The organism is Pilosibacter fragilis, from assembly GCF_032490495.1.
GTDB lineage: Bacteria > Bacillota > Clostridia > Lachnospirales > Lachnospiraceae > Pilosibacter > Pilosibacter fragilis.
On sequence record NZ_JAVYJB010000007.1, the window covers coordinates 105,995 to 119,940 of the forward strand.

At 52.4% G+C, this 13,946-nt stretch carries 9 protein-coding genes; all 9 read left to right on the plus strand.

The window, feature by feature from the left end; translation table 11 throughout:
* The first annotated feature begins 19 nt into the window (after nt 1–19).
* Nucleotides 20–3,316 carry a DNA translocase FtsK gene (locus ABCW45_RS08745; RefSeq protein WP_343220657.1) on the plus strand — a complete coding sequence of 1,099 codons (3,297 nt, stop codon included), beginning with the start codon at nt 20–22 and terminating at the stop codon, nt 3,314–3,316.
* 92 nt (nt 3,317–3,408) lie between these two features.
* The gene (locus tag ABCW45_RS08750) at nt 3,409–5,079 is read left to right on the plus strand and encodes a formate--tetrahydrofolate ligase (protein WP_015554627.1); all 1,671 of its coding nucleotides are present in this window, start codon (nt 3,409–3,411) and stop codon (nt 5,077–5,079) included.
* Between the two features lie 64 nt (nt 5,080–5,143).
* On the plus strand, nt 5,144–6,637 hold the full coding sequence (locus ABCW45_RS08755) for a UDP-N-acetylmuramoyl-L-alanyl-D-glutamate--2,6-diaminopimelate ligase (RefSeq protein WP_343220658.1): 1,494 nt from the start codon (nt 5,144–5,146) through the stop codon (nt 6,635–6,637).
* Nucleotides 6,638–6,686: 49 nt separating this feature from the next.
* Nucleotides 6,687–8,075: a UDP-N-acetylmuramoyl-tripeptide--D-alanyl-D-alanine ligase gene (locus ABCW45_RS08760; protein WP_343220659.1), complete on the plus strand. Its 1,389-nt coding sequence runs from the start codon at nt 6,687–6,689 to the stop codon at nt 8,073–8,075.
* Nucleotides 8,076–8,111: 36 nt separating this feature from the next.
* On the plus strand, nt 8,112–10,331 hold the full coding sequence (gene priA, locus ABCW45_RS08765; RefSeq protein ID WP_343220660.1) for a replication restart helicase PriA: 2,220 nt from the start codon (nt 8,112–8,114) through the stop codon (nt 10,329–10,331).
* 37 nt (nt 10,332–10,368) lie between these two features.
* A complete protein-coding gene (gene def / locus ABCW45_RS08770; protein ID WP_015554623.1) occupies nt 10,369–10,845 on the plus strand; it encodes a peptide deformylase in 477 nt (158 codons plus the stop codon).
* Nucleotide 10,846: 1 nt separating this feature from the next.
* Complete coding sequence (gene fmt / locus ABCW45_RS08775) at nt 10,847–11,773, plus strand: methionyl-tRNA formyltransferase (RefSeq protein ID WP_343220661.1); 927 nt, start codon at nt 10,847–10,849, stop codon at nt 11,771–11,773.
* 94 nt (nt 11,774–11,867) lie between these two features.
* Nucleotides 11,868–12,593 (plus strand): zinc metallopeptidase, encoded by a 726-nt coding sequence (locus ABCW45_RS08780; RefSeq protein ID WP_015554621.1) that lies wholly within the window; start codon nt 11,868–11,870, stop codon nt 12,591–12,593.
* Nucleotides 12,583–13,914, plus strand: a complete 1,332-nt coding sequence (gene rsmB / locus ABCW45_RS08785; RefSeq protein WP_343220662.1) for a 16S rRNA (cytosine(967)-C(5))-methyltransferase RsmB — start codon at nt 12,583–12,585, stop codon at nt 13,912–13,914. The genes ABCW45_RS08780 and rsmB overlap by 11 nt, the downstream gene beginning before the upstream one ends.
* The last annotated feature ends 32 nt before the right edge of the window (nt 13,915–13,946 follow it).

Sequence of the window (13,946 nt, forward strand, 5' to 3'; positions counted from 1 at the left end):
GTTAAAGGGGGAAAAGCACTTGGCTGGAACCAGAAAACAAAAAGAAACGACAAAACAATCACAGGCGTCTGCGAGAACAAAAACCACATCAAAGACAACGCAGAAATCTGCACAGACGCCTAAGAATAAGACAACAAGGACAGGGGCGAGAGCTTCCGAAAAGAGAAGAGAAACGAAACCGCAGTATGAGGAAGATACCGGATTCTTACAGTCTGAGGCAGTGATCCTCGGCACCTTCGCGGTATGTGTGCTGTTATTCTTGAGCAACTTCCATATCTGCGGATTCCTCGGTGACTTTTTCAGCCGGATCATGCTGGGCGTGTTCGGCTGTATCGGTTATCTGGCTCCGTTATTGTTGTTCACAGAACTGTTATTCTACGCTTCGAATAAGGGAAATATCCGGGCAGTCTACAAGATGATCGCGGTGGAAGTCCTTCTGATCGTGCTCTGTGGTCTTGCGCAGCTTGTGTTCGGCGGCGGATACCGGGAAGGTCAGACGATCCTCGACATCTATAAGTCCGCCGGAGTAAGTGGACTTGGCGGCGGCGTGATCGGCGGTGTCCTTGTTATGGTTCTCCACACAGCGGTGGGAACCATCGGGGCCTATGTGGTCCTTCTCGTATTTATGATCATCTCACTGGTGTGCATCACGGAAAAATCCTTCGTGTCCGCTGTTAAGAGCGGAAGTGGAAAGGCATATCGGTATGCAAAGGAAGACTACAGCAGAAGAAAAGAGCTCCACGAGGAACGTCAGGAGGAAAAACGCAGACTCCGGGAAGAGCAGCGCGTTCAGGGCGTGGATCTTGCTGCGACCGATCTCTCGAGAACTCCGGATTTCGGTGGAATTGCCGGTGGCTATATGGGCGTTGTGGATGCTGAGGCTGTGTCCGAGGCAGATGAGACGAAACAGGAAATAGATGTTTCCGATACATATAAAGAAGAAACGGCGGATCCGAAGGCGGAGACAGGAAGTATGCAGCCGGATCCTGCAGATATCTTTAAAGGAAAGATCACGATGGGAGGCAGGCCGGTAGAAAATCCGGAGTCTTCCAGTGAGGATCAGAGTAAGGAAGGCCGGTCCGGAGAAGACGCGATGAAGGATGTGGAACGCGTTCCGTTTGAGGAAGATGCTGTCCCGGCCGGAATCCATGAGGATGAGGACGTGTTTATCAGTCATGGGGAGAGTGCCTTTGATGATGAGGATATGTTCCCGGACGAAAAGAAAAGGGAGACAAAGGCCTGGGAGAAAAAACCGAAGGTGTCCGTCTTATCCAATATCCCGGATATCCCGTTAGATGAGCCCGCGGCGGACGATGACGAGATCTTTGAGTCCATGAGAAGGGACACGGAGAGAAGAGCGGACGGACTCCGTGCAGAGAATGCCAAACCAGACAAAATTGCAGAGCCAGACGAAACTGCAGAGACTTCGAAGACGGCAGAGGAGGAAAAAACCGAGTTCCCGGAGACGGAAGAAAATGAAAAGACGGCCGGAATTCCTGTATCCGGAGAAGGATCCATGAGCGATCTTTCAGATGACGAATTTCTCGACACAGAACCTTATGTGGAAAATGAGGACTACTGGATTCAGGCAGCAGAGCCGGGAAGCCGCGCGTATGCGGTGACACACGGCAGCAACGTGAAATCCCCTGAACCTCCTGCCGCTAAGGAACCGTCCGAAGAACACCAACACCGTCAGGTCGTGACCGCGTCCGGAAAAGTCATTGAAACAGATACAGAAGAGATTATAAAGAAAAAGGCGGAAATAAGAAAGCGGGAAGCAGCCGAGAGGGAAGAGGCAGGAAACGAGGTATTAAAGGAGATCCGGCAGACGGAAGAAAAACCGAAGAAACCTTATATGATCCCGCCGCTTGACCTCTTAAAGAAAGGCGCTCCCTTGACGGGGCAGTCGGAACAGGAATTTAAGGATACGGCGATCAAGCTCCAGCAGACATTAAGAAACTTTGGTGTCGGAGTCACTGTTACGAATATCAGCTGTGGGCCGACCGTTACCCGGTACGAACTTCACCCGGAGCAGGGGGTAAAAGTGAGCCGGATCCTGTCGCTGGCGGACGATATCAAGTTAAACCTTGCGGCGGCAGATATCCGTATCGAGGCGCCGATCCCCGGAAAAGCAGCTGTGGGAATCGAGGTGCCGAACAAGGTCAACAGCATGGTCTATCTGCGTGACCTTTTAGAGAGCCCGGAATTTAAAAATCATAAATCGACACTGGCTTTTGCGGTGGGTAAGGACATCGGCGGACAGGTAGTCATTGCAGACCTCGCAAAGATGCCGCACCTTCTGATCGCCGGGCAGACTGGTTCCGGTAAATCAGTAGGGATCAACACGATGATCATGAGCCTGATCTACCGCTCATCCCCGGATGATGTGAAGCTCATTATGATCGATCCGAAGGTGGTTGAACTTTCCGTCTATAACGGAATCCCACATCTGCTGATCCCGGTAGTCACCGACCCGAAGAAGGCGGCCGGTGCCCTCAACTGGGCAGTTGCAGAGATGATGGAACGATACAATAAGTTCGCTTCCTCGAATGTCCGCGACCTGAAAGGGTATAACGCGAAGGTGCAGACTCTGGCGGAGAGCGGGGATATCCCTGCGGACCAGATTCCGAAGAAACTGCCGCAGCTCGTGATCATTATCGACGAGCTGGCGGATCTCATGATGGTTGCCTCAAACGAGGTGGAGGACGCGATCTGCCGTCTGGCACAGCTTGCCCGGGCAGCGGGAATTCATCTCGTTATCGCGACCCAGCGTCCGTCCGTCAATGTCATCACAGGTGTGATCAAAGCGAACGTGCCGTCACGGATCGCGTTCTCTGTTGCGTCCGGCGTGGATTCGAGAACGATCCTCGACATGAACGGCGCAGAGAAACTGTTAGGAAACGGCGATATGCTGTTTTACCCGTCCGGTTATCCGAAGCCGCTCCGTGTGCAGGGCGCTTTTGTATCGGACGGCGAGGTGTCAAATGTAACCGAGTTCTTAAAAGAACAGAACGAGGATACAGGATATAACACGGAAATCGAGAAAAAACTGACCCAGTCCTCCTTAGCCGGAGGAGCGGGCGGACAGAATGAGCGGGACGCATTGTTTACCGATGCGGGCAAGTTCATTATCGAGAAGGATAAAGCGTCGATCGGCATGCTTCAGAGAATGTTCAAGATCGGCTTTAACCGTGCTGCCCGGATCATGGATCAGCTTGCCGAGGCCGGTGTTGTAGGGGAAGAGGAAGGAACGAAGCCAAGGAAGATCCTGATGTCCATGGAAGAGTTCGAAGAATTCCTGGAAGCGGGGTACTAAAGCCTGCGGCTGTTGAAATTGAAATGGCTGCCGGCTGCGGAATCCGCAGATCCAGAGAAATGATATGCTACTACAAAAGGAGGATACCGATTATGAAGACCGATATCGAGATTGCACAGGAGACGAAGATGCTCCCGATTACCACCGTTGCGTCCCAGTATGGAATTACTGAGGACGATCTGGAACTTTACGGAAAGTACAAGGCAAAGATCTCCAATGAGCTCTGGCAGGAGATCAAGGACAGACCGGATGGAAAACTCGTTCTGGTGACAGCGATCAACCCGACTCCGGCAGGAGAGGGAAAGACCACAACCAGTATCGGACTTGCACAGGCGATGACAAAGTGCGGAAAGAAAGCAATGCTTGCTCTCCGTGAGCCATCCCTCGGACCGTGCTTTGGAATCAAGGGCGGAGCAGCCGGCGGTGGATATGCCCAGGTCGTTCCGATGGAGGACTTAAACCTTCATTTTACCGGTGATTTCCATGCGATCACGACAGCGAACAACTTGTTGGCAGCACTTCTTGACAACCATATTCAGCAGGGAAATACCCTTGGAATCGACCCGAGACAGATCCTCTGGAAGAGATGTCTTGACATGAACGACCGTGTGCTGAGAAACATTGTAGTGGGACTCGGCGCAAAGGCAGACGGTTTCGTCCGCGAAGACCATTTTGTGATCACGGTTGCCTCCGAGATCATGGCGATCCTCTGTCTGGCAACGGATATGAAGGACTTGAAGGAGCGCCTCGGAAGGATCATTGTAGCGTATAATTTTGCGGGTGAGCCGGTGACAGCGAAGGATCTCAACGCGGTCGGCTCCATGGCAGCTCTCTTAAAGGATGCCATCAAACCGAATCTGGTACAGACCTTAGAGCACACGGGAGCTCTTGTACATGGCGGACCGTTTGCGAATATCGCCCACGGCTGCAACAGCGTTATGGCGACAAGAACCGCATTAAAGCTTGCGGATGTGGCGATCACAGAGGCAGGATTCGGCGCAGATCTCGGCGCAGAGAAATTCTTTGATATTAAGTGCCGCAAGGCGGGGATCCGTCCGGATGCCGTTGTTCTCGTGGCTACTGTCCGCGCGTTAAAGTACAACGGCGGTGTTCCGAAGGACCAGCTCTCCGAGGAGAATCTTGAGGCATTGAAGAAAGGTATCGTAAACCTTGAGAAACACATCGAGAACATCCAGAAATACCATGTGCCGGTTGTCGTTACTTTAAACTCCTTCCTCACGGACACAGAGGCAGAGTATGAATTTATCCGGAACTTCTGTGAGGAGAGGGGCTGTGAGTTTGCGCTGTCCGAGGTATGGGCAAAAGGCGGAGACGGCGGAATTGAACTCGCAGAGAAGGTAATAAACACCCTGGAGAAAAAGACGAGTGATTTCGCTCCGTTATATCCGGATGAGATGGGAATCTCCGATAAGATCGAGACCATTGCGAAGGAGATCTACGGCGCGGGCAGCGTAAGCTACTCACCGGCGGCAAAAAAGGCGATCGCGAAGATCACAGAGATGGGCTTTGGCGATCTTCCGGTCTGCATGGCGAAGACCCAGTATTCCTTATCCGATGACCAGAAGAAGCTTGGCCGTCCGGAAGGATTTGACCTGACTGTGCGCGATGCGTATGTGTGCGCGGGCGCAGGCTTTGTGGTTGCGCTTACCGGTTCCATCATGACTATGCCGGGACTTCCGAAGAAACCGGCAGCGGACAATATTGACGTGGACGAGAACGGAAAGATCATAGGATTATTCTAAAAAAGCAGTAAGAAAACTCACAGGCGGGCGCATATGTTCCCGCCTGTGTGGGTTATGAGAAAGGATGACGACAGTGGTAATTGGAGATTGGTTAAAACGCATGAAATACGATCTGGTTTGCGGCAGTCTGGACCAGAACGTAGATGAAGTGATCTATGATTCGAGAAAGGCAAGACCGGATTCCGTATTCGTGTGCATTCAGGGCAGCACCAGGGATTCCCACGAGTTTATTCCGGACGTATTAAGGGCTGGCTGTAAAGTTCTTGTGGTAGAAAAAGAAGTGGAAGTACCGGCGGATGTGACTGTGATCCGGGTTGAGAGCGGACGACTCGCGCTGGCGGAGCTTTCTGCGGCGAGATTCGGTTATCCGGCAGAGAAACTGATCACCATCGGGATCACCGGCACGAAGGGAAAGACCACGACGAGCTATATGATCAAGGCGGTCCTTGAGGCAGCCGGAAAGAAGACCGGTCTCATCGGAACGAATGGCGCAGTCATCGGGGATGTGAAATTCCCGACCTCCAATACGACACCGGAATCCTATGTGGTGCAGGATTATTTCCATAAAATGGTGGAAGCTGGCTGTGAGTGCTGTGTGATGGAGGTCTCCTCTCAGGCTTTAATGCTTCACAGGGTCGGCGGGATCATGTTCGACTACGGTCTGTTCACAAATATTTCTCCGGACCATATCGGGCCGAAGGAACACAAGAGCTTTGAAGAGTATCTTTTTTATAAGTCAAGGCTTCTTACTGTCTGCAAAACGGGGATCGTGAATCGTCTGACAGACCACTACGATGAGGTCGTAAAGGATGCGACCTGCAGACTTCTTACATATGCCCTGAATGGAAACGCGGATTTCATGGGTGATGACATTCACTATGCATCAAATCACGATTTTGTGGGAATTGAATTCACAATCCACGGCATGCTTGACGGAAGAGTCCGCGTAGGGATGCCGGGAAAATTCAACGCGGATAATGCTCTGGCGGCGTTGGCGGTCTGCACTCTGGCGCTTTCCGGTGGAAGCGGGGTGCTTGATGATCATACAAAACAGGCAATCCTTGGATCCCTCGTGAAGGTCCGCGTGGATGGTCGCATGGAGATCGCGCACGTATCGAAAAAGTGCAGTGTGATCGTGGATTACGCCCACAATGCGGTCAGCATGGAAAGTCTGCTCACAACACTCCGGGATTATCATCCGAAGCGTCTCGTATGTGTATTCGGCTGTGGTGGAAACCGCGCCAGAGATCGCAGATATTCAATGGGGGAGATCGGTGGAAAGATGGCGGATCTCTGTATCATTACGGCCGACAATCCGCGTTTTGAGAAAAACGAGGACATCATCAAGGACATCGAGGTGGGCCTTGCGAAGACGGACGGAACATATCTTGTGATCCCGGACAGACGGGAAGCAATCTTTTACGCGATCAGGAACGCCGAGGAGGGTGACATGATCGCCATTATCGGAAAAGGCCATGAGGATTATCAGGAGATCGAAGGTGTGAAACATCATTTTCTGGATCGGGAAGTCGTGGAAGAGGCGGTAAATAATGTATGATCGTCCGCAGAGGGACGCAGACTGCAGCAGTAAAGGAGATTGGAAAGGAATGGAGAACGTAAGCGTTCAGGATATCGTCCTTGCCACCGGAGGCGTACTGCTCTCCGGAGATGACGGTGTCATGTTAAACAAGATCCGCCTGGATTCCAGACAGGTTGAGACCGGAGATCTTTTCGTGCCGATCATCGGCGAGAAAGTAGATGCACATAAATTTCTGGAACAGGTTGCCGAAAAGGGAGCCGGTGCGGTGCTTACAAGTGAGCATAAGGAAAAAACGGAAGAAATGGCGGAGACCTCCTGTACCTGGATCGCTGTGGATGACACGAAAAAAGCACTTCAGGCCGTAGGCCGTTACCTCAGAAAACGTCTGACACTGCCCATTGTCGGTATCACAGGGAGCGTCGGAAAGACCACAACGCGGGAAATGATCGCGGCGGCACTCTCTGCGCGGTTTCATGTATACAAGACTCCGGGCAACAGCAACAGTCAGGTAGGAGTTCCGATTACCGTGTCCGAGATCACAAAAGAAGATGAAGTGGGTGTTCTGGAGCTTGGAATGAGCGAGCCGGGTGAACTTACCGTGATCGCACGGATCGCGAAGCCGGATGTGGCAGTGATCACAAACATCGGGATCACCCACATCGAGCAGCTTGGATCCCGCGAGAATATTTACAGGGAGAAGCTGACGATCCAGGACGGACTTTCCGATGGCGGCATCCTCATCTTAAACGGCGACGATGATATGCTTTGCAGGACCAGGGGAAAGGCCGGTGTGAAGACAGTCTACTATGGCACCGGGGAAACCTGTGATTACCGCGCAGTGGACATCGTCCTCATGGACGGAAAAACGGAGTTTACGGCTGTTCATGCGGGAAAAACCCAGAAAGTCCTCTTGAACGTCATGGGCACACACAATGTGATGAACGCTCTGGCAGCCATTGCGGTCTGCTGTGAACGCGGTATGACGATGGAAGAAGCCGCGGAGGGTCTTCTGACTTTCCATGGATTCAAACACCGCCAGCAGGTCTATGCCGACGGAAGATTTACGGTGATGGATGACTCTTACAACGCGAGTCCGGCATCCATGAAGGCGGCTCTCGATGTGTTTCAGGGACTCACGGGAAAACGCCATATTGCTGTCCTTGCGGATATGAAGGAGCTTGGCGGGAATTATCTGGCCTACCACAGGGAGGTGGGCGAGTACGCGGCCAATTCCGGCGTGGATCTTGTTGTGACGCTGGGCGAGGCATGCAGGAGTCTGGCAGAAGGCGTCCGTGCGGTAAAGGAGATCCCGGTGGTGGAATTTTCAGACTGCGGGGAGATGGTGAAATATCTGGAGACGGAGATCCGGGACGGAGACTGCGTTCTCTTTAAGGGATCCAACTCCATGGGACTGTCTGCTGTGGCAGATCAATTCGTGGAGATGGCCGGAAGGTAGGAATGGACGGAAGTTTTGAGAAGGGAGGGATCCGAAATGGAACCGTATGCGGATGTCATCATTGATCTTTCCGTAAAAAATGTGGACCGGATCTTCCAATACCGGATCCCTGACCATCTGAAAGAGCTTGTAAAGCCCGGAGTTCAGGTGAATATCCCTTTCGGAAAGGGAAATACCGAACGGAAAGGGATCGTGGTAGGTCTCTCAAAAGAGACAGATTATGACCCTGAAAAAATGAAAGAGCTCCTGGATGTGGAGACAGGCGCTGTCCCGATCCGTACTCAGATGATCTGCCTCGCCTTCTGGATGAAGGACCGCTATTCCACCACGATGAATCAGGCACTGAAGACGGTTCTTCCCGTAAAGGCGAAGGTGATGCCGAGGGAAGAACGTGTGATCGTTTCCTTAAAACCGAAGAATGAGATCGAAACGCTGCTTATAGAAGCGGAAAAGAAGAAATACCGGGCACGGATAAGGCTTTACCGGGCACTTCTTGAAAACGGGGAGCTGCCCTTGAAGCTGACATCCGAAAAGCTCGGCATCACGGCCGCGATGCTGAAACCGTTAGTAGAAAAAGAGATCGTGGACCTGAAAACAGTCAAAAAAGAACCGGGAGCAGGAAACAGATTTCCAGAGACCGGACCTGTCGCCCTGAATCAGGAACAGAAGAACGCGGCAGAGACCGTGATCCGGGACTATGATTCCGGACAGCGTAATACCTATCTGCTCTACGGAATCACGGGAAGCGGTAAGACGGAGGTCTACATGGAACTCATCGACCACGTCCTCCGGAAAGGCCGACAGGCCATCGTCCTGATCCCGGAGATCTCCCTGACTTACCAGACTGTGATGCGTTTTTACCGGCGATTTGGAAACAGGGTTGGGATCATGAATTCCAGACTTTCGGCTGGGGAGCGCTACGAGCAGTCGGAGAGGGCGGCAAACGGGGAGATTGATATTATGATCGGTCCGCGCTCCGCTCTTTTCACGCCGTTTCCGGATCTGGGACTCGTCATCATCGACGAGGAGCATGAGGGAGCCTATAAGAGTGAGACGGCGCCGCGGTACGATGCCAGGGAGGTCGCAAAGGTCCGGGCTGATATGAGCGGGGCAGCCGTGGTCTTAGGGTCTGCGACACCGTCTGTGGAGAGCTATTATCTGGCAGAGCAGGGCGAGTATAAGCTTTTGACCCTTACAAAGAGGGCAAAGGAGAACAGCCGTCTGGCAGGGGTCCACATTGTGGATCTCAGGGAAGAACTCGCAGAGGGAAACCGCTCGATCTTCAGCCGGAGATTAAAAGGGCTGATCGAGGACCGGCTGGCGAACAGGCAGCAGGTGATGCTGTTCATGAACCGGCGGGGATATGCGGGCTTTGTGTCCTGCCGCTCCTGCGGAAAGGCGATGAAATGCCCGCACTGTGATGTGAGTCTTACATACCACAGAAACGGACGGTTAAAATGCCACTACTGCGGATTTGAACGGCCGCTGCCGGATCGCTGTCCGTCCTGCGGTTCCCCGTTTATCGCGCCCTTTGGGACGGGGACCCAGAAACTGGAAGAATTTACAAAAAGGGAATTTCCAAAGGCCCGGATCTTAAGAATGGATGCGGACACCACGGCAAAAAAAGGAGCTCATGAAGAAATCCTCGCCACCTTCGCAGAGGGCGGGGCGGATATTCTCATTGGGACCCAGATGATCGTAAAGGGTCATGACTTCGCGAATGTGACCCTTGTGGGTGTCATGGCAGCGGATCTCTCCCTCTATGCACCGGACTATAAGAGCGCAGAGCGTACCTTTGAGCTCCTGACTCAGGCATCCGGGCGGGCCGGGCGCGGGGAGCTTCAGGGAGATGTGGTGATCCAGACATATGCGCCGGACCATTATGCAGTATCCTCCGCGGCAGAGCAGGACTATCTGCAGTTTTACCGGCAGGAGCTTCTGTACCGGAAGATGATGGGATATCCGCCCCTTGTAAGACTTTTGACCATCGGACTTTCCTCAAAGAGGGAGGCGGATGTGATCCGTGCGTCAGAGGATATGAAACGGGTCATTCTGAGGGAATATGCACTGGATGGACTGAAGGTCATCGGTCCGGTGGAGGATTCCCCCTACAAACTTAATGATAATTACAGAAAAATTTTATATATGAAACATGAAAGTTATGATATACTATTAAAAGTCAGAAATTGCGCCCGGAAGCGGGAGAACATCCCGGATCTTTTCCGGAATGTGTTCGTCCAGTACGATCTGACTTAGTAGTTTTCGATAAAAAATTGAGAGGAAATAAGATAAAATGGCAATCAGACAGATCAGAACCATCGGAGATGAGATCCTTACAAAAGAGTGTAAGCCGGTAAAGGAAATGAATGAGAGGACCCTTGAGCTCATCGAAGATATGTTTGAGACAATGTATGAGAATAACGGCGTCGGCCTTGCCGCACCGCAGGTGGGTGTCCGCAAGCGCGTCGTGGTTATCGATGTGGAGGACGGAAACCAGTATGTGCTGATCAACCCGGAGATCCTCGAGACGAGCGGAAGCCAGACCGGTCAGGAAGGCTGCTTAAGTGTTCCGGGAAAATGCGGACAGGTGACCCGCGCGGATCATGTAAAGGCAAAAGCTCTCAATGAGAATATGGAAGAGTATGAGATCGAGGCAGACGGACTTCTCGCGAGATGCATTCTCCACGAGTGCGACCATCTGGATGGAAAACTTTACGTCGATCTCGTAGAAGGCGAACTTCAGGATACAGCCGGAGAGGATGAGGAATAGTATGCGTATTGTTTTTATGGGAACGCCGGACTTTGCGGTTCCGACGCTGACTGCTCTCATTGAGGGCGGACATGAAGTTGTGGCTGTGGTGACACAGCCGGATAAGCCGAAGGGGCGCGGAAAAGCCGTCCTTATGACTCCTGTAAAGGAAAAAGCGATCGAGTATGAAATCCCGGTATACCAGCCGGTAAAGGTGCGGGATCCGGAATTTGTGGAGCTTTTAAAAACGATGGCACCGGATGCCATCGTTGTCGTCGCATTTGGCCAGATCCTTCCGAAGTCCATTCTGGATCTTCCGAAATACGGCTGCGTGAATGTACACGCGTCCCTGCTTCCGAAATACCGCGGGGCTGCCCCGATCCAGTGGGCGGTCATTGACGGTGAGAAGGAGAGCGGAGTGACGACCATGATGATGGATGTGGGGCTGGATACCGGCGATATGCTGGAACAGAAAGCGATCCCGTTAGATGAGAAAGAGACTGGCGGAAGCCTGTTTGACAAGCTCTCTGCCCTCGGTGGATCCATGATCTTATCCACTTTAAAGGGACTGGAAAACGGAACGATCACGAGAACTCCGCAGGGAGAGTCCGGTACTTCCTACGCGAAGATGCTCACGAAAGAAATGGGACATATCGACTGGACGAAGGACGCGGTGTCCATTGAGCGTCTTGTCCGCGGCTTAAATCCGTGGCCAAGCGCATATACATCATATGCCGGAAAGACGATGAAAATCTGGTCAGCAGAGGTTACGGATCTTCCGGGAGAAAGAGCTCCGGGAAAGATTCATGTGACAAAGGACCGGCTTTTTTTGGAGACCGGAGAGGGTGTCCTTGATGTAAAGGAGCTTCAGCTTGAGGGAAAGAAGCGGATGGATACAGCTTCCTTCCTGCGCGGTTTCCAGATGGAAGACGGAAGTTTCTGCGGGTAAGCTTCGCGGGTGATGCCGCGGGCGGTCCTGAAAAATCCGGCTGAAAAGCCGGCTGCCGGGACGACAGAAACGAGATCGAAAGGAGAGATGTTTTATGTACGGAATGTATGGTTACGGTTATGGTTATGGCCTTGATCCGACGATCATCCTTGTATTGATCGGAGTTGCCCTTTCTCTCTGGGCTCAGGGACGTGTAAATTCCACGTTCTCGAGATATTCCAGAGTCCGCAGCATGACTGGCATGACAGGCGCGGAGGCGGCGAGACGCCTTTTAAATGCGCAGGGAATCTACGATGTGACGGTCCAGCAGATCGCCGGTGAACTTACTGACCACTATGATCCGCGGACGAAGACCGTAAACCTGTCCCAGTCCGTTTACGGAGCGACTTCCGTTGCGGCTATCGGTGTTGCCGCCCACGAATGCGGCCACGCGATGCAGGACAATGAGGGATATGCACCGTTACGGTTCAGGAGTGCTCTCGTTCCGGTGGCAAACTTCGGCTCCAGTCTTTCCTGGCCGCTGATCCTTTTAGGACTTGTGTTCGGCGGACTTGGTTCTCCGCTGGTGGAGATCGGAATCTTAATGTTCTCTCTGGCGGTGCTGTTCCAGCTTGTGACACTTCCGGTAGAGTACAATGCGTCTGCCCGTGCGGTAAGACTTCTGGATGCACAGGGCATTCTCGCGGGCGAGGAAGTAAACGGGACGAGAAAAGTACTGAACGCGGCGGCACTGACCTATGTGGCGGCAGCAGCGACTTCGATCCTACAGCTTCTCCGTCTCATAATTCTCTTTGGAGGAAGAAACAGACGTGACAGATAATACGACAAATATCCGGGAGGTCGTCCTTGACGTCCTTCTGGAAGTCCTCGAAAACCATAATTTGAGCCATATTGTTTTAAAGCAGGCACTGGAAAAGTACCTGTTTCTGGAACGTCAGGACCGCGCGTTTATCACAAGATGCGTGGAGGGAACTCTGGAGTACCGGATCCAGATCGATGCAGTGCTTGACCGCTTTTCGAAGGTGAAGACCGCAAAAATGAAGCCGGTGATCCGGGAGATCCTCAGAATGTCGGTCTACCAGATTCTGTATATGGAGCGTGTACCGGACTCCGCGGTCTGCAATGAGGCGGTAAAGCTTGCAAAGAAACGAAAATTCCAAGGTCTTTCCGGATTTGTGAACGGTGTCCTGCGGACGGTCTCCAGAGAAAAAGAGAAACTTGTCTGGAAGGACGCTTCGGAGCGCTATTCGATTCCCCGGTGGATGTTATCCATGTGGGAGGAAATGTATGGAAAAGAGACTTCTGAAGCCATTGCTGCGTCATTTTTAGAAGAACGCCCCCTTACGGTGCGCTTTAATGAGAGCATCTCCCCGGCGGAGAAAACGATCGGAGAGTTGAGAGATCATGGCATTACGGTGGAGGAGTCCGGGATATTTCCGGGGATCGCTTCGATCCGTGGCTTCGACTACTTAGACCGGGTGTGCGCGTTCACGGAAGGAAAGATCACAGTTCAGGATCCAAGCTCCTCCCTTGCGGCACAGATGGCATCTATTGCCCCGGGAGATTTCGTTCTTGACGTGTGCGGAGCTCCGGGAGGAAAGGCCATGCATGCGGCAGATCTTTTAAAAGGTACCGGCATGGTGGAAACGAGAGATGTGAGCGGGAGAAAGACGGATCTCATTGAGGAGAATATCATGCGCTGCGGCTTCCGGAACATTCGCACGAACGTTTGGGACGCGACAGTTCTGGATCCGTCTATGGTGGAGCAGGCAGATGTGGTTCTGGCAGATCTCCCATGTTCCGGTCTCGGAATTATCGGAAAGAAACCGGATATCAAAGAGCGGATGACGAGAGATGAGATCAAAAATCTCGCGAAGCTGCAGAGGGAGATCCTTTCTGTGGTGACTCAGTATGTAAAACCTGGTGGAACGCTTGTTTACAGTACCTGTACGATCACTGAGGAAGAGAATGAAGAAAACGCGGACTGGATCGAGAAGCATCTGGCGTTTGAAAAGAAGGGGATTGCAGATCTCCTGCCGGAGGCTCTTAAGAGTTCCTGCGAGGAGAACAGGATCCAGCTTCTTCCGGGACTCCATCCCTGCGACGGCTTCTTTATCTCTGTGTTCAAAAAGAAGAAATAATACTGCGCAGGTTCTGAATCCGCGGACATGAC